At 72.8% G+C, this 25,913-nt stretch carries 24 protein-coding genes; 14 read left to right on the top strand and 10 right to left on the bottom strand.

Translation table 11 applies throughout. The features are described from left to right. Positions 1–36 precede the first annotated feature (36 nt). Together scy and mce are read right to left on the bottom strand one after the other, a co-directional pair. Entirely contained in the window at positions 37–4,452 is a 4,416-nt protein-coding gene (gene scy, locus ACIGXO_RS09525; RefSeq protein ID WP_399782736.1) for a polarized growth protein Scy, read from the bottom strand. A gap of 162 nt (positions 4,453–4,614) precedes the next feature. Then, positions 4,615–5,043, bottom strand: a complete 429-nt coding sequence (gene mce / locus ACIGXO_RS09520; RefSeq protein WP_030258452.1) for a methylmalonyl-CoA epimerase — start codon at positions 5,041–5,043, stop codon at positions 4,615–4,617. Positions 5,044–5,179: 136 nt separating this feature from the next. Here mce and ACIGXO_RS09515 point away from each other — a divergent pair, with 136 nt between their 5' ends. Both ACIGXO_RS09515 and meaB read left to right on the top strand, forming a co-directional pair. Next, positions 5,180–6,385, top strand: coding sequence for an acetyl-CoA C-acetyltransferase (locus ACIGXO_RS09515; RefSeq protein ID WP_399782733.1), 1,206 nt, complete (start codon positions 5,180–5,182; stop codon positions 6,383–6,385). A 41-nt stretch (positions 6,386–6,426) separates the two neighbouring features. Further along, positions 6,427–7,386, top strand: a complete 960-nt coding sequence (gene meaB / locus ACIGXO_RS09510; protein ID WP_399782731.1) for a methylmalonyl Co-A mutase-associated GTPase MeaB — start codon at positions 6,427–6,429, stop codon at positions 7,384–7,386. A 113-nt stretch (positions 7,387–7,499) separates the two neighbouring features. On the opposite strand, the gene ACIGXO_RS09505 is transcribed toward meaB, so the two are convergent. Beyond that, entirely contained in the window at positions 7,500–8,174 is a 675-nt protein-coding gene (locus ACIGXO_RS09505; RefSeq protein WP_399782727.1) for a PepSY domain-containing protein, read from the bottom strand. Between the two features lie 224 nt (positions 8,175–8,398). Between ACIGXO_RS09505 and ACIGXO_RS09500 the strand changes: the two genes are divergently transcribed. Then, positions 8,399–9,061 carry a response regulator transcription factor gene (locus ACIGXO_RS09500; protein WP_399782724.1) on the top strand — a complete coding sequence of 221 codons (663 nt, stop codon included), beginning with the start codon at positions 8,399–8,401 and terminating at the stop codon, positions 9,059–9,061. Between the two features lie 4 nt (positions 9,062–9,065). Next, positions 9,066–10,472 carry an ATP-binding protein gene (locus ACIGXO_RS09495; protein ID WP_399782722.1) on the top strand — a complete coding sequence of 469 codons (1,407 nt, stop codon included), beginning with the start codon at positions 9,066–9,068 and terminating at the stop codon, positions 10,470–10,472. Positions 10,473–10,591: 119 nt separating this feature from the next. Here the strand turns inward: ACIGXO_RS09495 and ACIGXO_RS09490 are convergent, their stop codons facing one another. From ACIGXO_RS09490 to ACIGXO_RS09475, 4 genes are all read right to left on the bottom strand, one after another. Beyond that, entirely contained in the window at positions 10,592–11,068 is a 477-nt protein-coding gene (locus ACIGXO_RS09490; protein ID WP_399782719.1) for a MarR family winged helix-turn-helix transcriptional regulator, read from the bottom strand. Positions 11,069–11,205: 137 nt separating this feature from the next. Next, positions 11,206–11,976 (bottom strand): AIM24 family protein, encoded by a 771-nt coding sequence (locus tag ACIGXO_RS09485; protein WP_399782716.1) that lies wholly within the window; start codon positions 11,974–11,976, stop codon positions 11,206–11,208. Then, complete coding sequence (locus tag ACIGXO_RS09480) at positions 11,973–12,623, bottom strand: AIM24 family protein (RefSeq protein WP_399782713.1); 651 nt, start codon at positions 12,621–12,623, stop codon at positions 11,973–11,975. The genes ACIGXO_RS09485 and ACIGXO_RS09480 overlap by 4 nt, the downstream gene beginning before the upstream one ends. Beyond that, positions 12,623–13,261, bottom strand: a complete 639-nt coding sequence (locus tag ACIGXO_RS09475) for an AIM24 family protein (RefSeq protein ID WP_399782711.1) — start codon at positions 13,259–13,261, stop codon at positions 12,623–12,625. The genes ACIGXO_RS09480 and ACIGXO_RS09475 overlap by 1 nt, the downstream gene beginning before the upstream one ends. 196 nt (positions 13,262–13,457) lie before the next feature. Between ACIGXO_RS09475 and ACIGXO_RS09470 the strand changes: the two genes are divergently transcribed. The 7 genes from ACIGXO_RS09470 (at position 13,458) to ACIGXO_RS09440 (ending at position 19,261) form a co-directional block, all read left to right on the top strand. Then, entirely contained in the window at positions 13,458–13,817 is a 360-nt protein-coding gene (locus tag ACIGXO_RS09470) for a DUF3817 domain-containing protein (RefSeq protein WP_399782708.1), read from the top strand. Continuing rightward, positions 13,814–14,116, top strand: coding sequence for an MTH1187 family thiamine-binding protein (locus ACIGXO_RS09465; protein WP_399782707.1), 303 nt, complete (start codon positions 13,814–13,816; stop codon positions 14,114–14,116). Before ACIGXO_RS09470 ends, ACIGXO_RS09465 begins: the two co-directional genes overlap by 4 nt. Before the next feature lie 97 nt (positions 14,117–14,213). Beyond that, positions 14,214–14,723 carry a MarR family winged helix-turn-helix transcriptional regulator gene (locus ACIGXO_RS09460; protein ID WP_399782704.1) on the top strand — a complete coding sequence of 170 codons (510 nt, stop codon included), beginning with the start codon at positions 14,214–14,216 and terminating at the stop codon, positions 14,721–14,723. A 112-nt stretch (positions 14,724–14,835) separates the two neighbouring features. Then, positions 14,836–15,177 (top strand): DUF3817 domain-containing protein, encoded by a 342-nt coding sequence (locus ACIGXO_RS09455; protein WP_399782701.1) that lies wholly within the window; start codon positions 14,836–14,838, stop codon positions 15,175–15,177. A 7-nt stretch (positions 15,178–15,184) separates the two neighbouring features. After that, entirely contained in the window at positions 15,185–16,258 is a 1,074-nt protein-coding gene (locus ACIGXO_RS09450; RefSeq protein ID WP_399782698.1) for an acyl-CoA dehydrogenase family protein, read from the top strand. Positions 16,259–16,356: 98 nt separating this feature from the next. Beyond that, complete coding sequence (locus tag ACIGXO_RS09445; RefSeq protein ID WP_399782695.1) at positions 16,357–18,057, top strand: methylmalonyl-CoA mutase; 1,701 nt, start codon at positions 16,357–16,359, stop codon at positions 18,055–18,057. A gap of 94 nt (positions 18,058–18,151) precedes the next feature. Continuing rightward, positions 18,152–19,261, top strand: coding sequence for an alpha/beta fold hydrolase (locus tag ACIGXO_RS09440; protein WP_399782692.1), 1,110 nt, complete (start codon positions 18,152–18,154; stop codon positions 19,259–19,261). Between the two features lie 9 nt (positions 19,262–19,270). On the opposite strand, the gene ACIGXO_RS09435 is transcribed toward ACIGXO_RS09440, so the two are convergent. Continuing rightward, complete coding sequence (locus ACIGXO_RS09435) at positions 19,271–20,665, bottom strand: sensor histidine kinase (protein WP_399782689.1); 1,395 nt, start codon at positions 20,663–20,665, stop codon at positions 19,271–19,273. After that, on the bottom strand, positions 20,662–21,390 hold the full coding sequence (locus ACIGXO_RS09430) for a response regulator transcription factor (protein WP_399782687.1): 729 nt from the start codon (positions 21,388–21,390) through the stop codon (positions 20,662–20,664). Before ACIGXO_RS09430 ends, ACIGXO_RS09435 begins: the two co-directional genes overlap by 4 nt. Before the next feature lie 63 nt (positions 21,391–21,453). On the opposite strand from ACIGXO_RS09430, the gene ACIGXO_RS09425 reads away from it, so the two are divergent. Together ACIGXO_RS09425 and ACIGXO_RS09420 are read left to right on the top strand one after the other, a co-directional pair. Continuing rightward, on the top strand, positions 21,454–22,611 hold the full coding sequence (locus ACIGXO_RS09425; protein ID WP_399782684.1) for a UDP-N-acetylglucosamine--N-acetylmuramyl-(pentapeptide) pyrophosphoryl-undecaprenol N-acetylglucosamine transferase: 1,158 nt from the start codon (positions 21,454–21,456) through the stop codon (positions 22,609–22,611). Next, positions 22,608–23,612: a GDP-mannose 4,6-dehydratase gene (locus tag ACIGXO_RS09420; protein WP_399782681.1), complete on the top strand. Its 1,005-nt coding sequence runs from the start codon at positions 22,608–22,610 to the stop codon at positions 23,610–23,612. The genes ACIGXO_RS09425 and ACIGXO_RS09420 overlap by 4 nt, the downstream gene beginning before the upstream one ends. Positions 23,613–23,640: 28 nt before the next feature. Here the strand turns inward: ACIGXO_RS09420 and ACIGXO_RS09415 are convergent, their stop codons facing one another. Continuing rightward, complete coding sequence (locus ACIGXO_RS09415) at positions 23,641–24,306, bottom strand: TetR/AcrR family transcriptional regulator (RefSeq protein ID WP_399782678.1); 666 nt, start codon at positions 24,304–24,306, stop codon at positions 23,641–23,643. Between the two features lie 370 nt (positions 24,307–24,676). On the opposite strand from ACIGXO_RS09415, the gene ACIGXO_RS09410 reads away from it, so the two are divergent. Then, entirely contained in the window at positions 24,677–25,648 is a 972-nt protein-coding gene (locus tag ACIGXO_RS09410; protein ID WP_399782675.1) for a tetratricopeptide repeat protein, read from the top strand. Positions 25,649–25,913 lie beyond the last annotated feature (265 nt).

Raw genomic sequence — 25,913 nt, 5'->3', positions numbered from 1 at the left:
CCGTTTGAAGTGGAGAATGAACCCTCATTTGAGTGGCTAAGCATCAGACTGCTTGCCACCCGAACGAGTTGCTCCCGCACCCGCCGCGGCCTTGACGCCCCCCGCACCGGAACCCTGTCCCGAGCCGCCCTTGCCGCCCGGCGCCTCGAACGACTCCAGCGCCTCCAGGACGTCCTGGACCCGCGAGATCTCGGTGTTGATGTCCTCCCGGCGGCGGACCAGCACCTCCAGCTCGCGCTTCCCGTCGTCCACGATCCGCTGGGCCTCCTGCTCGGCCTCCGTACGCAGCGCCTCCGCCTCCCGTACGGCCTGCGCCTTCTTCTGCTCGGCCTCCTTGATCAGCCCCTCGGCCTTCTTCACCGCGGCGATGCGGACCTTGCTGGCCTCGCTGCTCGCGTCCGAGAGCATCTCCTTGGCCTTCTCCTCGGCCTCCACCCGCTGCGCCTCGGCCTGCGCGATGAGCTTGTCGACCCGCTCGCCGGCGTTCTTCATCGCCTCGGCCGACTCCCGGCGGGCCCGGTCGTGCAGCTCCTCGACCTCGGCCTCGATACGGGCCCGCAGCTCCTCGGCGCGCTCCCGGATGGCGGTCGCGTCCCCGCGCGCCTCGCTGAGCAGCGTGTCCGCGTCCGTACGGGACTTCTCCACCCGGGCGTTGCCGTCGGCGGTGGCCTCCGCGACGATCCGCTCGGCCTCCTTGCGGGCCGCGCCGACCATCGTGTCGGCCTGCTCCTCGGCGGCGGTGGCCGCCTTCAGCGCCTCCTCCTGCGCCCTGGCGATCAGCTGGTCGGCCTGCTCGGCGGCGTCCGCGCGGCGCTTGGCGGCGTCCTTGCGGGCCTCGTCGAGCGTACGGTCGGCCTCCTCCAGCGCCTCGTTGCGGAACCGCTCGGCCTCGGCCTCGGCGTCCGCCTTGACCTGGTCGGCCTCGTTGCGGGTGCGCTGCGCGTGCTGCTGCGCGGAGGTGACCGTTTCGGCGGCCTCGTTGCGCATCCGGTCCGCGTCCGCCGTCGCCTCGGCGAGCATCCGGTCGGCCTGCTCGCGGGCGTCGGCCCGGGTACGGTCCGCCTCCCGTTCCGCCGTCGCGACGGTCTCCGCCGCCTCCGTACGCAGCCGTTCGGCCTCCGTACCGGCCTCGGAGATCAGGCTGTCGGCCTGCTCGGCGGCGTCCGCGCGGCGCTTGGCCGCGTCCTTGCGCGCCTCGTCCGCGGTCCGGTCGGCCTCCGCACGGGCGTTCTCCAGCGCCTCGGCGGCCTCCGCGCGCAGCCGCTCGGCCTGCGCCGTGGCGTCCGCGACGAGCCGCTCGGCGTGCTCGGCGGCCTCGGCACGCAGCCGGTCGGCGGTCTCCTGGCCCTCCCGGACGGCGCGGTCGGCGTCCGCCTGGGCCGACGAGGTCAGCTCGGTGGCCTCGTTGACGATCCGTTCGGCCTCCGTGCGGGCCTCGGCGATGAGCCGGTCCGCCTGCTCGGCGGCCTCGGTCCGCATCCGGTTGGCGTCCTCGCGCGCCTCGGCGCGGGCCCGGGCCGCGTCCTGCTCGGCGGCGGCCAGCGCGTCCGAGGCGTTCGTCCGCAGCTGCTGGGCCTTCTCCGTGGCGTCCGCGACCAGCTTCTCGGCCTGCGCGGTGGCCTCCGTCAGCAGCTCGTCCGCCTGCTCGGCGGCCTCGCTGCGGCGCTTGTTGGCGGCCTCGCGCGCCTCGTCCAGCGTGCGGTCGGCCTCCGCGCGCAGCCGCTCGGCCTCGGCGCCCGCCTCCGACACCGTCCGCTCGGCCTCCTGCGTGGCCTCGGCCAGCAGCTCGTCGGCCTGCTCGGCGGCCTCGCTGCGGCGCTTGTCGGCGGCATGCCGCGCCTCGTCCAGCGCGCCCTGCGCCTCCGTGCGCAGCCGCTCCGCCTCGGCGATCGCCTCCGCAACCGTGCGCTCGGCAAGGGACTTGGCGGCCTCGGCCTCGGTCTGCGCGTCCTGACGGATGCGGCCGGCGTCCTGCGAAGCGCGCTCGCGCTCGTCGTACGCGTCGGAGCGGACCCGGTCCGCCTCCTGCTGCGCGTCCTCCTTCGTACGCTGCGCCGCGTGCTCGGCGGCGGACCGCAGCCCGGCGATCTCCTCCTCGGCCTGCTCGTGCAGCCCGGCGACCGCGTCCCGCACCTGCTGCGCGGTCTGCTCGGCGGTGGCGACCAGCTCCTCGGCGCGCCGGTCCGCCTCCTCGACCAGCCGCTCGGCCTCGGCCTGCGCCTCCGCCACCCGGTTGCGGGCCGCGGCCAGCAGCTCCTCGCTCTGCTCGCGGGCCGCCGTGCGCTCCTGGTGGGCCTCCTCGCGGGCCTCGCCCAGCTGCTGGTCGGCCTCCCGGCGGCGGCGCGCGGCCTCCTCCTGGGCCGCGGCCAGCGCCTCGGCGGCCTCCGCGCCCGTACGCTCGGCCGCCGCGGCGGCCTCCGCGCGCACCCGGTCGGCGGTCTCCTGCGCCTCCGACTTCAGCCGCTCGGCCTCGGCGGCCGCCTCCGTGGTCAGCCGCGTGGCGGCGGCCTCGGCCTCGGCCCGCGCCGCGGCGGCGTCCGAGGCGGCCTCGGCACGCAGCCGCTCGGCCTCCTCCTCGGCCTGCTGCTCCTTCTCGCGGCGCCGCTCGGCGGACTCCGCCTTCAGGCGCGCTGTCTCCTCCTGGGCCTCCTTGCGGAGCCGCTCGGCCTCCTCGCGTGCCTCGCGCAGCGCCGTCTCGGCCGCAGCGACCCGCTCCTCCGCCTCGCTGTGCAGCCGGTCCAGCTCCGCCTGGGCCAGCGCGCGCCGCTCGTCCGCGCTGCGCTCGGCCTCGGCCCGCAGCTCGGCGGCGGCCTCCTCGGCCTCGCCGCGGGTGGCGGCCGCGGCCTCCTCGGCCGCGGCGTGCAGGTCCTCCGCCTCCTGGCGGGCCTGCTCCAGCGCCTCCTCGGCCTGCGTGCGCAGCTGCGCGGCGCGCTCGGCGGCCTCGGAGCGCAGCCGCTCGCTGTCCGCCGTCGCGCCCGAACGGGTCTCCTCCGCGTCGGACTTGGCCTTGGCCAGCAGCTCCTCGGCGGTGGCCGCGGCCTCCTCGATCTGCTGCACGGCCTCGCGGCGGGCTTCGCCGCGGATCCGCTCGCCCTCGTCGACGGCCTCGGTCCGCAGCTGCTCGGCCTCGCCGCGCAGCCGGCGCGCCTCCTCCTGCAGCTCGACGGTCTTGGCGCGGTACTCCTTGGTGTCGTCCTTGGCGGCGCCCTTGAGCTGCTGGGCGGTCTCGTGCGCCTCCTCGCGCAGCCGGTCCGCCTCGGCCTCGGCCTCCCTGCGGATCCGCTCGGCCTCCTCGGCGGCGGCCCGGGTGGTGGCCTTGGCGTCCTCCGCCGCCTTGCTGACCATCTCCTCGGCGGACCGCGCGGCCTTCGCCAGCTGCGCGGCGGAGTCCTCGGCGGCCTTCGCGCGGGCCGCCTCCTGGGCCTCCGCGACCAGCCGCTCGGCCTCGGCCCTGGCGTCGTCGCGCAGCTGCTCGGCCTCGGCCTTGAGCGCCTCGGCCTCCTTGGTGGCCTCGGTGACCAGCCGGGCGATCTCCTGCTTGGCCGTACGGGTGCGCTGCTCGTTCTCCGACTCCGTGGCCGACAGCCGCTTGGCGGCGCTCGCCTCGGCCTCCTCGACGAGCTTGTCGGCCCGGGCGCGCGCCTCGCGCAGCGCCGTGTCGGCCTCCTGCAGCCGCTCCTCGGCGGTGCGGGTCAGCTCGGCGTTGCGCCGGCGGGCCTCCTCGGACTCGCCGGCCGCGGACGTACGGAGCTGCTCGGCCTGGTCGGTGGCCTCCTGGGCCTGCGTGGAGGCTGCGTTCAGCAGCCGCTCGGCGTCCGTACGGGCGCGGCGCAGGATCGCGTCGGCCTCCGCGCGGGCCTGCTCGGCCTCGGCGCCCAGCCGCTCGCGGGCCTGCTCGGCCAGCCGCTGCGCCTCGGCGCGGGCGTGTGCGAGCTGCTGCTCGGCCTCGGCTCTGGACTCTTCCATGAGCCGGCGGGCCTGGGCCTCGGTACGGGACCGCAGTTGCTCGGCCCAGGCGACGTTCTCGTTGACGTGGCTCTCGACGGTCGCCCGGCGCTCGTTGAGCTCCTCGTCCAGCCGCCGGCGGCGCTCCACCGCCTCGGTGTGCAGCTCGGCTTCGAGCCGGGACTGGCGCTCGGCCTGCTCCTGCAGCAGCCGCTGGGTCTGGGCGCGGGCCTCGCGCAGCTCGCGCTCGGCGTCCGCGCGCAGCTGGTCGGCCTGCACCTGGGCGTTGCGCAGCAGTTGCTCGGCCTGGGCGCTGACGTTGTCGTACGCCGGGCGCGTCATGAGGGTACGGCGTGCCTCGTGGAGCTTGGCACGCAGAACTTCGACCTGATAGCCGAGGTCGTCGGCATGCTGGACGGCCTTGTCCCGCTCCGTCTTCAGCCGCTCCATCTCGGCTTCGAACTGCGAGAGGTGATCGTCAGCCTCGTAGCGGTCGTTGCCCCGCACTGCGCGGTCCCATCCGTCCCCTGGTCATGGTGGCGGCCGGCTCCGTCGTGCGTGGAGCTGACCCTTCCGAAGAAATGGTGTCAGATCATCGGCGGAGATTGGACCGAGCCCCGATCCGGACCCCGGCCGAAGCAGCACTCTACCGGCCGGGGAACGTGAAGGTCAGTGCTCTTGGGAGGCCGTGACCAGTTCGGTCAGCACACCGTGGCAGTCCTTGGGGTGCAGGAAGGTGATCCGGGAGCCCATGGAACCGGTCCGCGGCTCGTCGTAGAGCACCCGGACGCCCTTCCCGCGGATGTCAGCAGCATCACCGTCCACATCGGCCGTGCCGAAGGCGATGTGGTGGACCCCCTCACCGTTCTTCTCCAGCCACTTGCCCACGGCTGAATCCTGACGGGTCGGCTCCAGCAGCTGAAGGTACGAAGCGCCGCCGTCCGACGTATCGTTGATCTTCAGCATGGCCTCCCGCACGCCCTGCTCTTCGTTGACCTCCGAGTGGAACACCTCGAAGCCGTAGGTCGCCCGGTAGAACTCGACGGTCTTGTCGAGGTCGAAGCAGGCGATTCCGATGTGGTCGATTCGCGTCAGCATGCTTCCAGTGCACCGCTCGCACGCATGATTACGCAACGTGCGCGCGATCACACCGACAGGCCGGTGACCCGGCCGGTACCGCTCAGTACATTGAGGAAAACCCTCGTTAACTTCCCTGCACAGGAAGGCCGCGCTGATGTCCTCATCGAACGGCAGCACCACCTCCGTGATCGTCGCGGGGGCCCGTACCCCCATGGGACGCCTGCTGGGCTCCCTGAAGTCCTTCTCCGGCGCCGACCTCGGAGGCTTCGCGATCAAGGCGGCACTGGACCGGGCCGGCATCGGCGGTGACCAGGTGCAGTACGTGATCATGGGCCAGGTCCTGCAGGCCGGCGCGGGCCAGATCCCCGCCCGCCAGGCGGCCGTGAAGGCCGGCATCCCCATGAACGTCCCGGCCCTGACCGTCAACAAGGTCTGTCTCTCCGGCCTGGACGCCATCGCGCTGGCCGACCAGCTCATCCGCGCGGGCGAGTTCGACGTGATCGTGGCCGGCGGCCAGGAGTCCATGACCAACGCCCCGCACCTCCTCCCGAAGTCCCGCGGCGGCTACAAGTACGGCGCCGTCGAGATGCTCGACGCCATGGCGCACGACGGCCTCACCGACTCCTTCGAGAACGTCGCGATGGGCGAGTCCACCGAGAAGCACAACACCCGCCTCGGCATCCAGCGCCCCGAGCAGGACGAGGTGGCCGCCCGCTCCCACCAGCGCGCCGCCGCCGCCCAGAAGAACGGCCTCTTCGAGGCGGAGATCACCCCCATCGAGATCCCGCAGCGCAAGGGCGAGGCGGTGGTTTTCAGCCAGGACGAGGGCATCCGCGGCGAGACCACCGCCGAGTCGCTGGGCAAGCTGCGCCCGGCGTTCGCCAAGGACGGCACGATCACCGCCGGCACCTCCTCGCAGATCTCCGACGGCGCCGCCGCCGTGGTCGTGATGAGCAAGGCCAAGGCCGAGGAGCTGGGCCTGGAGTGGATCGCGGAGATCGGCGCGCACGGCAACGTCGCGGGCCCGGACAACTCCCTGCAGTCCCAGCCCAGCAACGCGATCAACCATGCCCTCGGCAAGGAGGGCCTGACCGTTGCCGACCTCGATCTCATCGAGATCAACGAGGCGTTCGCCGCGGTCGCCGTGCAGTCCATGAAGGACCTCGGAGTTTCGCCGGAAAAGGTGAACGTCAACGGTGGCGCCATCGCGCTCGGCCACCCCATCGGCATGTCCGGCGCCCGTATCGTCCTGCACCTCGCGCTGGAGCTGAAGCGGCGCGGCGGCGGCGTGGGCGCGGCCGCCCTGTGCGGCGGTGGCGGCCAGGGCGACGCGCTCATCGTGCGCGTGCCGGGCAAGTGACGGGTACCCGTACCGGAAGATCGAGAACGGAGCGCTGAGCAATGGCAGATGTCCCCACCCTGGTCGCACAGGCCCGGGAGGGCCGGCCACGTGCGGTGGCCCGCCTCATCTCGCTGGTGGAGGGGGCATCGCCACAGCTGCGCGAGGTGATGGCCGCACTGGCGCCGCTGACCGGGCAGGCGTACGTCGTGGGCCTCACCGGCTCCCCGGGCGTCGGCAAGTCGACGTCCACCTCCGCGCTGGTCACCGCGTACCGGAAGATCGGGAAGCGGGTCGGCGTCCTGGCCGTCGACCCGTCCTCCCCGTTCTCCGGCGGTGCCCTGCTCGGCGACCGGGTCCGGATGAGCGAGCACGCCTCCGACCCCGGCGTGTACATCCGCTCCATGGCCACCCGCGGCCACCTCGGCGGCCTCGCCTGGGCGGCGCCGCAGGCCATCCGGGTGCTGGACGCGGCGGGCTGCGACGTGATCCTGGTCGAGACCGTGGGCGTCGGCCAGTCCGAGGTGGAGATCGCCTCCCAGGCCGACACCAGCATGGTGCTGCTGGCCCCCGGCATGGGCGACGGCATCCAGGCCGCCAAGGCGGGCATCCTGGAGATCGGCGACGTCTACGTCGTCAACAAGGCAGACCGGGACGGCGCCGACGCCACGGCCCGTGAGCTGAACCACATGCTGGGCCTGGGCGAGTCCCGCGCGCCCGGCGACTGGCGGCCGCCCATCGTCAAGACCGTCGCGGCCCGCGGCGAGGGCGTCGACGAGGTCGTCGAGGCGCTGGAGAAGCACCGCGCCTGGATGGACGAGCACGGCGTACTCGCCGAACGGCGGGCCGCCCGGGCCGCCCGCGAGGTCGAGACGATCGCCGTCACGACCCTGCGCGAACGCATCGGCGACCTGCACGGCGACCGCCGGCTGGGCGCCCTGGCCGAGCGCATCATGGCCGGCACGCTCGACCCGTACACCGCCGCCGACGAACTGGTGGCGGGCCTGACGGAACAGGGCTGATACGGCCGAGCCGACGGTACAGCGCTGATACGGCATGAGCCGGCCGGCTCCCCGGGGGGCGGGGAGCCGGCCGGCCTGGCAGGCGGCGGGGGGCGCCGCCGGTCTCGGGTGGGTCAGTCGTCGTCGCCGTCGTGGTCGTCGTCCGACGGGGTGTTGCTGACCGCGCCGCTGCCCGGGTCGACGGTCACGTGGTGCTCGGCGCCGTCCTTGGTGACCGTCTCGGCCTCCCAGGCGAGCTTCTTGCCGTGGTCGGGGCCGTCCAGCTCGACCGAGACGACCGTGCCGTGCGCGGCGGCCTTCTCCGCGGCCTGCGCGATGTCCACGGAGGCGTCGTTCAGCACGGAGCGGACCCGGTCCTTGCCCTCGTCGCCGTCGTCGTCCCGGTCGATGTGCCGGCCGCGCACCTCGGCCTTGTCGGCGCCCACGGTGATGTCGTGCCACTTGCCGTCCTTGCCGAGCACGTTCACGTCCCAGGCGACACCGGACTCGTCGTCGTCCAGGTCGACCTCGGTGACCGTGCCGGGGACGGCCTTCAGCGCGGCGGCCGCCGCCTGCTGCGCGGTGACCGAGGCGGCGTTCGCCTCCCGGGCGTCGTCGCCGTCACGGTCGTCGCCCTGACCCTGCGCGTTCTCGTGCGACGCCACGCCCTCGGCCTGCTGCCCCTGCGCCGGCGACGAGCTCGACGCCGCTGCCGTCCCGTCCTCGCTGCCGATGGCGACTGCGGTCGCGGTGCCGCCGGCGATCAGGGCGGCCGCGGCAACGGTGGCGATGACGACATTGCGCTTCATGGTGAAGCCTCCAGAACAGGTTGCTGTCGGTACGGATCACCCGGGGGCCGGGGGTCTCCCGGAGGGGGCCGGGACTGGCCCCCGAGGTGATGCCCACACACTGCCGACCCGTTCCTGAAGCCACCCTGAAGGAGCCTGAAGCGGTCTTCAGGAACCCAGCCTGAAGTGGCCTCCACCGACCCAGCCTGAAGCCGCCTTCAGCAAGCCGGTGGCACCCTTGTCGCATGCGCCTGTTGATCGTGGAGGACGAGAAGCGGCTGGCCCGTTCCCTCGCCGCCGGCCTGACCGCCGAGGGGTACGCCGTGGACGTCGTGCACGACGGCCTGGAGGGCCTGCACACGGCGAGCGAGGGCACGTACGACCTCCTCGTCCTGGACATCATGCTGCCCGGCATGAACGGCTACCGCGTCTGCGGCGCGCTGCGCGCCGCCGGCAACGACGTGCCCATCCTCATGCTCACCGCCAAGGACGGCGAGTACGACGAGGCCGAGGGCCTGGACACCGGCGCCGACGACTACCTCACCAAGCCCTTCAGCTACGTCGTGCTGGTCGCCCGCGTGAAGGCGCTGCTGCGCCGCCGCGGCCGCACCGCCCTGCCCGTACTGACCGTCGGCGCCCTCAGCATCGACCAGGGCGCCCGCACCGTGCGCCGCGCCGGCGAGGACGTGCCGCTGACCACCAAGGAGTTCGCCGTACTGGAACAGCTCGCGCTGCGGGCCGGCGAGGTGGTCTCCAAGTCCGAAATACTCGAACACGTCTGGGACTTCGCCTACGAGGGCGACCCGAACATCGTCGAGGTCTACGTCAGCGCCCTGCGCCGCAAGCTCGGCGCGGCCACCATCCAGACCGTGCGCGGCGCGGGCTACCGGATGGTGCCCGGTGCTTAGGGCCATGGGATCGGTACGGGCCAGAGCGGCCGCCGGCGCCACGGTCGTGGTCGCCCTCGCCCTCATCGGGGTCGGCATAGCCGTCCTGCTGGTACTGCGGGACAACCTGGCCGCGCAGGCCGATCTGCACGCCGAGGTCACCGCCCGCGAGGTGGCCTCCCAGATCGCCACCGGCACCCCCTACCGGGACCTCGACCTGCCGGACGCCGACGACCATCCCGTCCTCGTCGACGACGAGAACGGCCGCGTATTGGCGGCCGGTGAGGACCTCCAGGCCGTCGACGGCGCGAAGGTCTCCCTGGGGACGCCCGCCAACGGCCGCCACGGTGACGCTGACGACGACGGCGAGGCCCCCCGCCCCGGGGAGGTGGACGACGAGGTCGAGCACTCCGACGGCACGGCCGTCGTGGACGGCGAGCGCGCCGACTACCGCTGGGCCGAAGTCGACGCCACCGACACCCACGACCGCACGGTGACCGTCATGGCCGGCACCTCGCGCGCCGCCGAGGAGGAGACCATCGGCTCGGTGCGGAACGCCATGCTCATCGGCCTGCCGCTGCTGCTCCTGGTCGTCGCGGGCGTCACCTGGCTGGTCACCCGCCGCGCGCTGCGCCCCGTCGAGGGCATCCGCAGCGAGATGGCCGCGATCACCGCCAGTACGGACCTGTCCCGGCGGGTGCCGGAGCCCGCCTCCCGCGACGAGATCGCCCGGCTGGCCCGGACCACCAACGAGACGCTGGCGGCCCTGGAGGCGTCCGTCGAGCGCCAGCGCCGCTTCATCGCGGACGCCTCGCACGAGCTGCGCAGCCCCATCGCCAGCCTGCGCACCCAGCTGGAGGTCGCCGAGGCGCACCCCGAGCTGCTGGACCTGCCGGGCGCGGTGGAGGACACCGTACGGCTCCAGCACCTGGCCGCCGACCTGCTGCTGCTGGCCCGGCTGGACGCGGGGGAGCGGCCCAAGGACACCCGGGTCGACCTGGGCGCGCTGGCCCGCGAGGAGCTCTCGCAGCGGGTCGCCGACCGGCTGCCGGTGCGCGCCGGGGAGCTGCCGAGCATGGAGGTGTCCGGCTCGCGCGGCCAGCTGAGCCGGATCCTGGGCAACCTCGTCGACAACGCCCAGCGGCACGCCGATTCGCAGGTCACGGTGGACGTGCGCCGGGACGGCCGGTGGGCCGTGCTGCGGGTGGACGACGACGGTCCCGGCGTGGCCGAGGCCGACCGGGAGCGGATCTTCGAGCGGTTCGTACGGCTGGACGACGCGCGCAGCCGGGACGACGGCGGCGCGGGCCTGGGCCTCGCCATCGCCCGGGACATCGCCGAACGGCACGGCGGCACGCTGGCGGTGCGCGAGGGCGCGGCCTTCGAACTGCGGCTGCCGGTGGCTCAGGACAGCCGGGACAGCCAGGACTGACGGGCCCGGCCGTGCCGCGCGGGTGCGACGGTGTTCCCCCACCCGCGTCCCGCGCGGCGCCCGGCCGGTCAGTACCTCGAGCCCGTACCCGGATCAGTACTCCGAAGCCCGTACCCGGATCAGTACTTGCCGCGGTGCCCCCGGAGGTGGTCCGCCACCGGCGTCAACGAGTCGCGCAGCGCGGCCAGGTCGTCCGCCGAGAACAGGTCGATGAAGTGCTTGCGCACCGAGGCCACGTGGTGCGGCGCGACGCGGCGCATGGTGTCCCAGCCCTCGTCGGTGAGCACCGCGTACAGCCCGCGCCGGTCGGACTCGCAGCTCTCGCGGCGCACCAGCCCGGCGTTCTCCATGCGGGTGATCTGGTGCGAGAGCCGGCTCTTGGACTGGAGCGTGGAGGCCGCGAGGTCGCTCATGCGCATTCTGCGCTCCTCGGCCTCGGAGAGGTTCACCAGGATCTCGTAGTCGTTGTAGGTCAGCCCGAACGGCTGGAGATCCCGCTCCAGCTGGTGCGTCAGCAGCCTGCTGACGTCGAGATGGGTGCGCCAGGCACGCTGTTCCTGGTCGGTCAGCCAGGGGGTGTCACTGTCGGTCGTCATGAATGAATTCTACCCGTGAAAGTTGAATGGTAAATTAGTCATGCCCCGTGATCGTGGCCTCACCGGGCCCTTCCCGCCGGGGGTCATTCCGGCGGTCAGGGCTCAGACGTTCGAGGTCACCCTCCGCAGACTACCGCTCACAGCCCGAAGCGGCGCTGGAGCCCCCCGAGCGATCCCGGCAGCTGCGGCATTTGTGAGCCACCGCCGTGACCAGCGGACCCGCCCGGTACCCCGGGTTCCGCCGGCACCGTCCCCGTCGGCGCCTCCGGCATCAGCTGCTCGGTCGACTGCAGCAGCACCGTGCCGGCCCCGACGAACTCGAACTGGTGCTCCTCGCCGGAGACCCCGCCGATCCCGGTGTGCGCCCGCAGGCCCCCGAGGAAGCCGCGCAGATACTGATGATCGTAGTGATGGCACGGCGAGGGACAGTCCGCCCAGCCCACCAGCGCCTGCGGATCGACCCGGATCGGCGGCTCGGCGAAGACCACCGGGCCGTTGGACGCCGCGACGAATTTCCCGGTGCCGATGAGCGTCGAAAAGCCCGGCACGATCGACTGCTTCAGCGACAGGGATGGCTGAAAAGCGAGCAGGTTCCCCGACCGGATCGTGAGATTGCCCTCGTCCAGGTCATAGGAATTCACATCGAACGCCCGGTCCGCCAGCAGCATTTTCCCCCGCCCCTGCGCGACCACCCAGTCCGCGGCGTGCAGCGGCGAATGGAAACTGGACGCGATCAGCCGGTCCAGCGCCCCGTGCCCGATTCCCTGGAAATCGATCTGCCCGAAATAGGCGATCATCTTTCCCTTCTGCAGGAACCACTGCCCGTCCAGCTCCACGCTGAAGGCATACGGATTGACGTTGTCGTCCGCGGGCAGCGAATGCACATCGTGAATGACGGGACCGCTCACAGCTTTTCCTCCGACGCCTGTACGTAGACCGTGCCCTGGCCCGACAGTTCCAGTTGGAATGCCTCGCCCGAGCCGCGGCCGACCATCTCCCGCCAGCCGAGGGCCGTGGAGAGCTTGTTGCGGACGTTGCCGCGGTGGGCGACGTACGCCTGCGGGTCGACGTGGACCGGGCGGTCCTGGCGGATGGGCAGCTCGATGACGCCGCCGTGGGCCATCACCGCGGCCGAGCCGTGGCCTTCGAGGGTCGTCGTGAAGAGGCCCTGGCCGGTCACCTGGCCGCGCACCATGCCCATCACGCCGCCCTGCGAGCCCATGAACATCGTGCCCTGGCGCAGCGTCCCGTCGAACGCCAGCAGCCGGTCGGCCTCGACGTAGAGGGTGTCGCCGGTGAGGTCGATGACGTGGACGTGGTGGCCGCCGTGCCCGAACATCACCGAGCCGCTGCCCTCCACGGTCATCAGCGGCGTCGCCTCGTTGGCGATCCGGCGGCCGATCATGGAGCCGATGCCGCCCTGGCCGCCCTGGATGTTCGGGGTGAAGCTGACCTCGCCCTGGTACGCGAGCATCGCGCCGCGCTGGCTGAACAGCCGCTGCCCGGGCGTGACCTCGGCCCTGACCATGCGCGAGTTGAGGACCGTGAACGGCATCAGACCTCACCGCCGATGGTGTTGCGCTCGCTGGGCTGTACGTACACCAGGCCCTCGCCCTCGAAGCGGATCTGGAAGGCTTCGCCCGAGCCCTCCCCTATGAACGTGCGGAAGTTCACACCGGACTGGAAGTGCTGCCGCAGGTCGCCGGTGTGCGCGACGTACGCGCCCGGGTCGACCTGGAGGGGGGAGTCGCGGGTGACGCGCAGGACCACGGCGGGTCCGTCGGACATGATCGCGGCCTGTCCGGTGCCCTCCACGCTCGTCGTGAACAGCCCGTTCCCCTGTGACGCGCCGCGCAGCCCGGTGAACGACGTGCCCGTACGCAGCGTCGCCTCGGTGCAGAGCAGATTGGTCGCCTCCACGTAGAGCTTCTCGCCGTGCAGGTTCACCAGATTGATCTCGCTCGCGCGGTCCGCGAAGTAGCAGGTGCCCTCGCCCTTCACCTCCATGACTTCCATCTGTTCCCCGGTCAGCCGCCGGGTCACCATGCCGCGCAGGCCCTCGCCCCCGCCGCTCATCTTCTTGAACGCCATCCGGCCGTCGTACGCGACCATCGCACCGTTCTTCGCCTTCACGGCATCGCCGGTCATGTCGACGGCGAGCACTTTGCTCCCCTGGAGCCGAAACTGAGCCACGGACCTGAAGGTAGTCGGCCGGGGTGGACCGCGGCAGGGCGCCGGGCGGGGATCGGCCGGGCGGCGGGGGTCCGGTGGCGGGTCGGGCGACGGGCCCGGCGGCGGGGGAGTGTCGCGCGGCTGTCACAATGGAGCGGTGCTTGTGAATGTAAGCACAAGCTAAAGGCTGCACCCACCCCACCCGAACGAGGTTCCCGTGGACATCAAGACCGCATCCGCCCTGCGCCGGCTCCGCCTGGTCTCCGCACCGGAGGCCGTCTCCTTCCTGCTGCTGCTGATCTGCTCGGTCCTGAAGCGGACCACGGAGTTCAACGCGGTGCCGGTGATGGGCGCCGTCCACGGCGTGCTGTTCATCCTGTACGTGATCTTCTGGCTGGACGCCTGGAACCGTACGAAGTGGTCGTTCGGCACCGCCGCGCTCTACTTCATCCTCTCCGTCCTGCCCACCGGCGGCTTCTTCGCCGAGCGGAAGCTGAAGCGCGAGGCCGAGGCGTCCGTCATCGCCGCCCGCGCGCGCAAGGAGAAGGAAGGCGTCGTGGGAGGGGTCAAGGCATGATCGTCGCCTTCTCGGTGAGCCCGCTCGGCGTCGGCGAGGACGTCGGGGAGTACGTCGCCGACGCGGTACGGGTCGTCCGCGAGTCCGGGCTGCCCAACCGTACGGACGCCATGTTCACCTCCATCGAGGGCGAGTGGGACGAGGTCATGGACGTCGTCAAGCGCGCGGTCGCCGTGGTCGAGGAGCGTGCGGGCCGGGTCTCGCTCGTCCTCAAGGCCGACATCCGGCCCGGCGTGACCGACGGGCTGACCTCGAAGGTGGACACCGTCGAGCGGTACCTCGCGGAGCCGCGGGACTGACGGCGGGCGGTCACGGGCGTGGCCGGTGATACACCGTCCGCGCCCGTCTTCTGAGACGGGGCTGACCACCATATGGGCGACCGGTAGGGTCGGAGACGTGCCGAAGCCGCTCAGTCTCCCCTTCGATCCCATCGCCCGCGCCGATGAGCTGTGGCAGCGCCGGTGGGGGGCCGTCCCGTCGATGGCGGCGATCACCTCGATCATGCGGGCCCAGCAGATCCTGCTCGGCGAGGTGGACGCCGTGGTCAAGCCGTACGGCCTCACCTTCGCGCGCTACGAAGCCCTGGTGCTGCTGACCTTCTCGCAGGCCGGCGAGTTGCCGATGTCCAAGATCGGCGAACGTCTGATGGTGCATCCCACCTCCGTGACCAACACCGTCGACCGGCTGGTGAAATCCGGCCTGGTCGCCAAGCGCCCGAACCCGAACGACGGGCGCGGCACGCTCGCGTCCATCACGGACAAGGGGCGTGAGGTGTGCGACGCGGCGACCCGGGACCTGATGGCGATGGACTTCGGGCTCGGCGCGTACGACGCGGAGGAGTGCCAGGAGATCTTCGCCCTGCTGCGCCCGCTGCGGGTGGCGGCGGCGGACTTCACGGACGAGTAGGAGACCGTCCTCACGGGCGGGTAAGAACCCGGTGAATAAGGGGCGGTTAAGCCCCGTTCCGCACGTGGGGGCGGCGAAGATCGCCCCCGCTCGTACGGTTACGCTCGTGGGCATGAAACGAAGCGTGCTGACCCGCTACCGGACGATGGCGTACGTGACGGGCGTGCTGCTGGTCCTGCTGACCCTCGGCGTGATCGCCAAGTACCTGCTGCACATCGACGGTGCGGCCGGCTTCACCAGCGTCGTCGGCATCGCCCACGGCTGGCTGTACGTGGTGTACCTGATCTTCGCCTTCGACATGGGCTCCAAGGCCAAGATGCCCTTCGGCAAGCTGCTGTGGGTGCTGATCGCCGGCACGATCCCCACGGCCGCGTTCTTCGTCGAGCGCAAGGTCTCGCGCGAGCTGGAGCCGCTGATCACGGGCGACGCGGCCGCGCAGACCGCCAAGGTCTGACGCCCGCATGAGCGAGCCGTACGCCGAGCACCGCGACCACCCGCTGGTCGCGGCCGCGCGGCGGCTCGCCGCCGGCACCCTCGCCCCGGCCGCCGAGCGCGCCGACCGCGAGGGGGTGGATCCGGCCACGATCGCCGCGGTCAAGGCGTCCGGCGTCCTCGGTGCCGTGGGCCCGGTCGCGTACGGCGGTGCCGCGGCGCCCGCGCCCGTCGTCCGGGAGATCGCCGAGATCCTCGCCGGGGCCTGCTGCGCCACCTTCTTCGTCCAGGCGCAGCACCACACGCCGCTCACCACGCTCGCCGCGGCGCCCGAGGGCACGCCCGTCCGCGAGCAGCTGCTGCGCCCGCTGTGCGACGGGACGCTGCTGGCCGGCGTCGCCTTCTCCCATCTGCGGGCCTTCCCGGAGCTGCCGGTGCGCGTCACCCGGGAGCACTCCGGGTGGCGCTTCGACGGCCGGGTGCCCTGGTACACCGGCTGGGGCCTGAACGACGTACTGCTGCTCGGCGGCGCGACCGAGGGCGGCGAAGTGGTCTTCGCCGTCACCGAGGCCCGCGAGCAGCCCGGCCTGCACGCCACCGAGCCGCTGGAGCTGGCCGCGCTCTCCGGCACCCGCACGGTCGGCCTGGAGCTGGACGGCCTGGTGCTGCCCGACGGCGCGGTGGCGCTGCGGCAGCCGTACGAGGACTGGGCGGCGGCCGACCGGCCGAAGAACACCAACGTCAACCCGGCGGTGCTGGGCGTCACCCGCGCCGCGCTGGACCTCCTGGACGCTTCGGGTGACGAGGCCGCGGCGCGGACCGCCGGCGTGCTGCGCGAGCGGCTGGCGGCCGTGCGCAAGGACGCGTACGCGCTGCTGGACGAGGTACCGGCGCAGGAGCGTATTCCGGACCGGCTGGCCGCCAAGATGCGCGCGTACGACGTGTTGCGCGCGGCGACCACTGCCGCTGTCGTGGCGGGCGGGGGCCGGGCCGTGGCCCTGGACAGCCCTGCCCAGCGGCTGGCCCGTGAGGGCATGTTCCTGCTGGTCCAGGGCCAGACCAGGGACGTCAGAGACGCGCATCTGGCCGCCCTGCGCGGCTGACGCACCCGCTGCCGGAGGGACCGCGGCGGACGGCCATGCACAAGTACTAGGACGCCCTAGTACTTACATTTACTAGGACGTCCAAGTAAATTGGTGGCATGGACGCTGACGCGATCGAAGAGGGCCGCCGCCGCTGGCAGGCCCGGTACGACTCCGCACGCAAGCGCGACGCGGACTTCTCCACCCTCTCCGGGGACCCGGTGGACCCGGTGTACGGCCCCCGCCCCGGCGACGCCTACGAAGGCTTCGAGCGGATCGGCTGGCCCGGGGAGTACCCCTTCACGCGCGGCCTGTACCCGACCGGCTACCGGGGCCGGACCTGGACCATCCGCCAGTTCGCGGGCTTCGGCAACGCCGAGCAGACGAACGAGCGGTACAAGATGATCCTCAAGGCGGGCGGCGGCGGCCTCTCGGTCGCCTTCGACATGCCGACCCTGATGGGCCGCGACTCCGACGACCCGCGCTCGCTCGGCGAGGTCGGCCACTGCGGCGTCGCCATCGACTCCGCCGCCGACATGGAGGTCCTCTTCAAGGACATCCCGCTCGGTGACGTGACGACCTCGATGACGATCTCCGGACCCGCCGTCCCGGTCTTCTGCATGTACCTGGTCGCCGCCGAGCGCCAGGGCGTCGACCCCGGCGTCCTCAACGGCACGCTCCAGACGGACATCTTCAAGGAGTACATCGCCCAGAAGGAGTGGCTCTTCCAGCCCGAGCCGCATCTGCGCCTGATCGGCGACCTGATGGAGCACTGCGCGCACGCCATCCCGGACTACAAGCCGCTCTCGGTATCCGGGTACCACATCCGCGAGGCGGGCTCGACGGCCGCGCAGGAGCTGGCGTACACCCTGGCCGACGGCTTCGGCTACGTCGAGCTGGGCCTCTCGCGCGGCCTGGACGTGAACAAGTTCGCGCCCGGCCTGTCCTTCTTCTTCGACGCGCACGTGGACTTCTTCGAGGAGATCGCCAAGTTCCGCGCCGCGCGCCGCATCTGGGCCCGCTGGATGCGCGACGTGTACGGCGCGACCAGCGAGAAGGCGCAGTGGCTGCGGTTCCACACGCAGACCGCGGGCGTCTCGCTGACCGCCCAGCAGCCGTACAACAACGTGGTCCGCACCGCCGTCGAGGCGCTGGCCGCGGTGCTCGGCGGCACGAACTCCCTCCACACCAACGCCCTGGACGAGACCCTCGCCCTCCCGTCCGAGCAGGCCGCGGAGATCGCGCTGCGCACGCAGCAGGTGCTGATGGAGGAGACCGGCGTCGCCAACGTCGCGGACCCGCTGGGCGGTTCGTGGTACATCGAGCAGCTCACCGACCGCATCGAGGCGGACGCCGAGAAGATCTTCGACCGGATCAAGGAGCGCGGCGCCCGCGCCGTCCCCGACGGGCAGCACCCCATCGGCCCGATGACCTCCGGCATCCTGCGCGGCATCGAGGACGGCTGGTTCACCGGCGAGATCGCCGAGTCCGCCTTCCAGTACCAGCAGGCGCTGGAGAAGGGCGACAAGAAGGTCGTCGGCGTCAACTGCCACCACGGCTCGGTCACCGGCGACCTGGAGATCCTGCGGGTCAGCCACGAGGTCGAGCGCGAGCAGGTGCGCATCCTCGGTGCCCGCAAGGCGGCCCGTGACGACGCGGCGGTGCGCACCGCGCTGGAGGGCATGCTGGCCGCGGCCCGCGACGGCCGCAACATGATCGAGCCGATGCTCGACGCGGTCCGCGCGGAGGCCACCCTCGGCGAGATCTGCGACGCGCTCCGGGACGAGTGGGGCGTGTACACGGAGCCGGCAGGCTTCTGAGCAGGCGCGTACGCAACGGAATCCGTGGCGTTCTTCCGGAGGCGCTGGGTAGGTGGGTGCGGTCTGCATCCACTTACCCCTCCGGGAGACGTACGTGAAGAGATCCGTTCTCGCCGCCTGCGGCGCGACCGCGCTGGCCACCGCCCTGCTCACCGGTTCGGTGGTCCTCGGCACGTCCGCCACGGCCAGGCCCGCGCCCGAGCCGCACGCGGCCGGCCTCCACCAGGCCCGCGTCCAGGACGACTTCGACTCCCTCGGCCCCGAAGTGCAGGCCGCGAAGCTGTCCTCGGGCCGCACCGCGCACTACATCGACGAGGGGCCGCGGGACGGGAAGCCCGTGCTGTTCATGGGCGGTACGGGCACCAGCGCCCGCGCCGCGCACATGACCGACTTCTTCCGCAGTACGCGCGAATCGCTCCACCTGCGGCTGATATCGGTCGAGCGCAACGGCTTCGGCGACACCGCGTACGACAAGGACCTGGGCAAGGCCGACTTCGCGAAGGACGCGCTGGAGGTCCTGGACCGGATCGGCGTGCGGAGGACGAGCGTGATCGCGATCTCCGGCGGCGGGCCGTACGCCGCCGAGCTCGCCGCGCGGGCACCGCAGCGCATCGAGGCGCTGCACCTGGCCGCCGCGCTGCCCCCGTACGGCAAGAAGCCCGACTACTGCGGGGTGCCGGACGAGGAGCTGGGCAAGCAGCTGGCCCCCGTGCTCGCCGACCCCCGCAAGTGGTGGGCGTTCCCCGACGACAGCCCGACGAAGCAGATCCCGGGCTTCGCCGACACCGCGTACGAAGAGGGCGCGCGCACCTACAACCAGCGCGGCCAGAAGGCCGACCCGGCACCGCAGGTGCACGAGCAGAAGCTGTACTGCGAGCGGCCGGGGCCCGACCTGTCGAAGCTGACCGCGCCGGTGTTCCTCTACAGCGGCAAGAAGGACACCACCGTGCCGCCGAGCACGATCGACACCTGGCGGCAGCACCTGCCCGGGAAGCCGGTGGTGCGCTCCTACGCCGACTCCGGGCACGACGTGCAGTACCGGCACTGGGACCAGATCCTGGTCGACCTCGCCGGGTTCACGGACCGCACGGTGATCTGCGTCAACGGGCACAGCGAGATGGCGAAGGCCGCCGCGGCGGAGAAGCTGGTGTCCGGCGGGCGGGCGACGCTGGGCAGCTGTGCCTGGCAGAAGACAGGTGAGTGAACCGGCCGTTCAGCGCGGGAACCGCAGCCGGAACAGCGCCCCGCCGCCCGGCGCCCGCTCCGCGGTCAGCTCGGCGCGGTGCGCACGGGCGATCTGCCGGGCCATCGCCAGGCCCAGCCCCGAGCCGGGGAGGGTGCGGGCGGCCCGGGCGCGGTAGAAGCGGTCGAAGACGTGCGGCAGGTCCTCGGCGGCGATGCCCGGGCCGTGGTCCCGGACCGTGATCTCCAGCGCGCCCGGCGGGGCGGTCAGCTCCGCTTCGACCGGGCCGCCGGGCGGCGAGAACTTGGCCGCGTTGTCGAGCAGGTTCGAGAGCAGCCGGGTCAGCCGGGCCGGTACGCCGGGCACGGAGTCCGCCGCGGCGCGCGCGTCGGTCCGTACGGTGAAGGCGATAGCGGGCCAGTGTTCGCGGGCCGCGGCGACCGCGTGCTCCAGCAGCGCGGCGGGGCGCACCTCCTCGACCAGCGGCTGCGGCTCCTCGTCGCGCGCCAGCTCGATCAGGTCGTTGACCAGCGTGGTCACCTCGCGCAGCTGGCGGCCGAGCGCTGCTGACGCGCGGTCGCGCTGGGCCTCGGTCAGCCGGTCGGCGCGGGCGAGGAGTTCGGCGTTGGTACGCAGCGCCGTCAGCGGCGTGCGCAGCTCGTGGGAGGCGTCGGCGACCAGCCGGCGCTGGGCGGTGACCGACTGTTCCAGCTCGCCGAGCATGGTGTTGAAGCTGGCCGCCAGCCGGGTCAGCTCGTCCTCGCGGCCGGGCGGCCCGGCGGGCAGCTCGATGCGGTGCCCGGCGTCGCGGGTCGCGGCGATCCGTTCGGCGGCGGCGGTCAGCCGGGCGACGGGCGCCAGGCCGGTACGAGATACCCAGTAGCCGAGCGCGGCGGCCAGCAGGACGCCCGCGCCGCCCACCGCGGCCAGCATCCCGGCGGCCTGCCGCACCCCTTTCTCCACGGTGTCCGCGCGCAGCGCCACCTGCACCGCCGTGCCGTCCTTGAAGTGCTGCGTGAGCATCCGGGCCGGACGGCCGTGCAGGGTGAATTCGCTGTAGTACGCGGCGTGCCGGCCGGCCGCGACCTCGCGGGTGGCGTCGGTGACCGGCAGCAGATAGGGCCGGGACGGATCGGCGGCGGGGTCGGCGGGGACGATCTGGGAGCAGGCCGGGGCCGCCAGGTAGCGGCACTCACCGGCCACCATGCCCGGTCCCTCGTCCCGGTTCTGCTGCATGACCAGGGTCGCCGACTGGGTGAGGTTCAGCTCCAGCTGGTGGCCCATGGCGTACCGGATGATGACGAACGCGGCGGTGCACACGCCGACGGCGACCAGTGCCACGGCCGCCGAGGCGGCCAGCGCCAGCCGGGTCCGCAGCGGCCGCCTGCGCCGCCACGGTGCCCCGAGCCCGCGGCGGCCGCTCACTCTTCCCCCAGCCGGTAGCCGACGCCGTGCACGGTGTGCAGCAGCCGTGGTTCGCCGCCCGCCTCCAGCTTGCGGCGCAGGTAACCGACGTACACGGCGAGGGAGTTGGAGGCCGGGCCGAAGTCGCGGCCCCAGACCCGCTCCAGGATCACCTCGCGTGGCATGACCTGGCCGGGGTTGCGCGCGAAGAGCTCCAGCAGGGTCCACTCGGTACGGCTGAACTCCAGCCGGCGGCCCGCCCGGCGCCCGGTGCGGGTGGCCGGGTCGAGCACCAGGTCGGCGACGGTCAGCGCGGCGCCCTCGGCGTCCGGTACGGCGACGCGGCGCAGCAGGGCCCGGAGCCGGGCGGTCAGTTCGTCCAGCGCGAAGGGCTTGACGAGGTAGTCGTCGGCGCCGGCGTCCAGCCCGTCCACCCGCTCGCTGACCGCGTCCAGCGCGGTGAGGACGAGGACGGGTGTGCGGTCGCCGAGCGCGCGCAGCCGCCGGCAGACCGCGAGGCCGTCCAGTACGGGCATCATCACGTCCAGCACCAGCGCGTCCGGCTGCCACTCCGCGACCGCGCTCAGCGCGGCCAGCCCGTCGGCCGCGCCGCGTACCCGGTACCCCTCCACGGTCAGGCCGTCCTCGACGGCAGCCCGCACCTCCGCGTCGTCGTCGACGACCAGGATGCGGGGCGCGGGCGGGGCGGCGCCCGGGGGCGGCGGGGGCGATGCGGTCGGTGGCATGGGCCAAGGCTGCCAAACGGCGCTCTTAGAACCTTCTTAGGGCGCGCGACGAGCGTGGCGGCCATGCGCACACCACTCTCCGTCGTCATCGGTGCCGGGGGCACCGGCGGCCACATCTATCCGGGGCTCGCCCTCGCCGACGCGCTGCGCCGGGCCGTGCCCGACGCGGTGATCTCCTTCGTCGGTACCGAACGCGGGCTGGAGAAGCGGCTGATCCCGAAGGCCGGGTACCGCCTGCACACCGTCGACATGATCCCCTTCGATCCGGCGCTGGGCGCCCGGCGCTATCTGCTGCCCGCCGCGCTGCTGAAGTCCGGCGCCCAGTGCCGGGCGATCCTGCGCGCGCAGGGTGCGCAGGCCGCGGTCGGGATGGGCGGTTATCCCAGCGCGCCGGTGATCGTGGGCGCCCGGCTGGCGGGGCTGCCGAGCCTGATCCACGAGTCCAACGCGGTACCGGGCCGGGCCAACACCTTCGCCGCGCGGCTCACCCCGCACATCGCCCTCGCCTTCGACCGCAGCCGCGCGCACCTGCCGGGCGGTGAGCGGGCCGAGACGGTCGGCATGCCGCTGTCCGGGCCGCTCGCCGGGCTGGACCGGGCGGCGCTTCGAGGCCCGGCCCGCCGGGCGCTCGGCATCCCGGACGGCGCCCGGCTGCTGCTGGTCAACGGCGGCAGCCTGGGGGCGGCGCGGCTCACCGAGGCCGCCATCGGGCTGGCAGCGCGGCACCGGCACCGCCCGGACCTGCGGATGCTGATCAAGACGGGCCCGGACGCGCTGGCCGCGGCGCGCGAGCGGCTCGTGGCCGGGGGCGGCGCGGCGATCGCGGAGGCGGTCCCTTACCTGGACCGGATGGATCTCGCGTACGCCGCCGCCGACCTGGTGGTGTGCCGGGCCGGCTCGGCGACCGTCGCGGAGCTGGCCACGATCGGGATGCCCGCGGTCCTCGTCCCGTATCCGCACGCGCCCGGCGACCACCAGACGCACAACGCGCGGGTGCTCTCCGACGCCGGCGCCGCGCTGCTGCTGCCGGACGGCGAGACCACCGCCGAGCGCCTCGACGCCGTCACCGGACCGCTGCTGGACGACCCGGCGCGGCTGGCGGCGATGGGCGCGGCGGCCGATCCGGGCACCCACGCCCGCGCCGCCGACCTGCTCGCGGCGAAGGTCCTCCGGCTGGCCGGCCGTTCCCCGCTTCCCACCACATCGAAGGAGTACGCATGACCACGCAGCACACCCCCTGGCAGGGCCGCCGGGTCCTCGTCACCGGCGCCGAGGGATTCATCGGCTCCACGCTCGTCGACCTGCTCGTCGCGCGCGGCGCGCGGGTCCGGGCCCTGGTCCACTACAAGCCGTACGCGGAGAAGGGCCATCTGGCCCGGTACCTCGTTCCGGACAGCCCCGTGGAGATGCTGGCGGGCGACATCCGCGACGCGGGCCGGGTGCGGGACGCGGTGGCCGGCTGCGACACGGTCTTCCACCTCGCCGCGCTGATCGGCATCCCGTACAGCTACGACTCGCCCGGCGCGTACGTGCAGACCAACGTGGTCGGTACGGAGAACGTGTGCGAGGCCGCCCGGCTGCACGGCGTGCGGCGGCTCGTCCACACCTCCACCAGCGAGGTGTACGGGACCGCGCGCACCGCGCCCATCGCCGAGAACCACCCGCTCCAGCCGCAGTCCCCGTACTCCGCCTCGAAGATCGGCGCCGACATGATGGCGCTCTCCCACTGGCACGCCTTCGAACTGCCGGTCACGGTGGTCCGCCCGTTCAACACCTACGGGCCCCGGCAGTCGGCCCGCGCCGTGATCCCCACGATCCTCGCGCAACTGCACTCCGGCGCCCGGGAGATCCGGCTCGGCTCCCTCACGCCGACCCGCGACTTCACCTATGTCACGGACACCGCCGAGGGATTCCTCGCCCTCGCGGAGTGCGACCGGGCGGTGGGGGAGGTGGTCAACCTCGGTACGGGGCGGGAGATCTCCATCGGGCAGCTCGCCGAGGAGCTGATCGCGGCCTCCGGGCGGACGGCGAAGGTGGTCGTGGACCCGGCGCGGCTGCGGCCCTCGGGCAGCGAGGTGGAGCGGCTGCTGTCGGACAACGCGCGGGCCCGGGAGCTGTCCGGCTGGAAGCCGCGGGTGTCCCTGGAGGTGGGGCTGCGGCGGACCTCGGACTGGGTCGGCGGGCACCTGCATCTGTTCGCCGGTGACCGCTACCAGGTCTGAGGGCACCGGCCCGGCGCGCGGCCCGCGCTCAGTCCCTGCTCTCCAGCCCGCGCAGCCCGGCGAGCAGGAGGGTGGTGAAGCGGGCCGCCCAGGCCGCGTCGACCGGTTCGCCGCTGACCAGGGCGCGGTGCACCACCGCGCCCGCGATCACATCGAAGATCAGGTCCACGCTGCGGGCCGCCGCGGCGGCGCCCTCGGCCCCGCCGCTGTCCGGCGGCAGTTCGCCGCGCCGCTGGGCGCGCTGCCGGCCCTCCACCACCAGCCGCTTCTGCCGCTCCACGACGGCCTCGCGGATCCGGGTGCGCAGCGCGTCGTCCGTGGTGGACTCGGCGACCACCGCCATCAGCGCGGTCTTGGTCTCCGGGCGGGCGAGCAGCGCGGCGAACTGCAGCACGACGCCCTCGATGTCGTCCTTCAGGCAGCCCCGGTCGGGGAGTTCCAGCTCGTCGAAGAGGACCGCGACGGCGTCCAGCACCAGCTCGTTCTTGCCTGCCCAGCGGCGGTACAGCGTGGTCTTGGCGACCTTGGCGCGCGCGGCCACGTCGCCCATCGTGAGCTTCCCCCAGCCCAGCTCGACGAGCGCGGCGCGGGTGGCGTCCAGGATCGCGGCGTCGGCCGCGGCGCTGCGCGGGCGTCCCGTGCGGCGGGTGAGGCGGGCGCGCTCCTTGCGGGGGCCGGTGGGAGAGCACTGCATGCGGCCGACCATACCGGCCGGTAGGCGCGGGGTGGCCGTGCCGGGTGAGAGAGATCACGAGCGCGGCGGCCCCGCACGGTTGCCGCGGCGGGGGACCGGAGAGTTACGCTACGACTCGTAGCGAAAGAGCGACGCCACACACACCGGTCGCGGGTGGGGACCCCGGCCACCGCAGACCGGTCCCTCCTCGGGACCAGCACAGACCGGTCCTCCTCGGGACCACCCGGAGCTCCGTCTCGGGCCCGCCTCAGGCAATCCGGCGGGATGCGGGCAGGGTACGGAGCTCACCTCGCGGGGTCCAGGGCCATGGGGGCCCTGGATTTTCCGCACCGCTTTCCGGAACGGCCCGCTCAGGGGGGAGGATGGGACCATGCAGCCACGCAATATGTCCATGAGTGGAGTGGTCGACCTCGCCGCGGTGAAGGCGGCCGGGGAAGCGAAGCAGAAAGCGGAACAGGCGCGCGCCGAAGCGGCGCGTACCGGCCGGGCCCCGGCGGGCGGCGGCCGGCTCGTGATCGACGTCGACGAGGCGGGGTTCCAGCAGGAGATCCTGCAGCGCTCCACCGAGGTCCCGGTCGTCATCGATTTCTGGGCCGAGTGGTGCGAGCCGTGCAAGCAGCTGGGCCCGCTGCTCGAGCGCCTGGCGGCGGAGTACGCCGGCAAGTTCGTGCTCGCCAAGATCGACGTAGACAGCAACCAGGCCCTTTTCCAGCAGTTCGGCGTGCAGGGCATCCCGGCGGTGTTCGCCGTCGTCGCGGGCCAGCCGATCCCGCTGTTCCAGGGCGCGGCCCCGGAGGCGCAGATCCGGCAGGTGCTGGACCAGCTGGTGCAGGCCGCCGAGCAGCAGTTCGGCATCGTCGGCGCGCCCGTCGCCCCGGCGGCGCAGGGCGACGAGGAGCCCGTCGAGGCGCCCGCCCCGGCCGGTCCGTACGACGCGCTGCTGGAGGCCGCGACCCAGGCGCTGGACTCCGGTGACCTCGGCGGCGCCATCCAGGCGTACAAGAACGTGCTCTCCGACGACCCGGCGAACCCCGAGGCCAAGCTGGGCCTCGCGCAGGCCGAGCTGCTGCACCGCGTGCAGGACCTCGACCCGCAGGCGGTGCGCAAGGAGGCGGCCGAGAATCCGGCCGACGTGCAGGCGCAGATCCGCGCGGCCGACCTGGACCTGGTCGGCGGGCACGTGGAGGACGCCTTCGGGCGGCTGGTCGACGTCGTGAAGCGCACGGCGGGCGACGACCGCGAGGCGGCCCGGGTGCGGCTGCTGGAGCTCTTCGAGGTCATCGGCGGCGACGACCCGCGCGTCGTGAGCGCGCGTACCGCGCTGGCCCGCGTCTTGTTCTGACGGCTCGCCAACTCCTCCCTCCTCAAACGGAACGGCGGCCACGTTTTACCAAATCTTGGTAATCGTGGCCGCTGTTACTTGGAGTAAGAGCGCTGGTAGGAGTTCAGGCGTTTTGGGTGGAATTTCCGGATGTTTCTTCCGCGTTAAAGGCGACCCTGCGTACCGGGGTGGTTCCCCTCGGTACAGAGGCAGTTATTTGTCTGTTACTCGTAGGTAACGAGCCCCTTGTGCAGCGGCTCCGAATGGACCACGATCAGCCAAGCTC

The sequence above is a fragment of the Streptomyces sp. NPDC053542 genome, from assembly GCF_044544685.1.
Taxonomy (GTDB): Bacteria; Actinomycetota; Actinomycetes; order Streptomycetales; family Streptomycetaceae; genus Streptomyces.
Note: the sequence above shows the minus strand (reverse complement) of the source record. Positions and strands in the feature narration are given on the sequence as shown.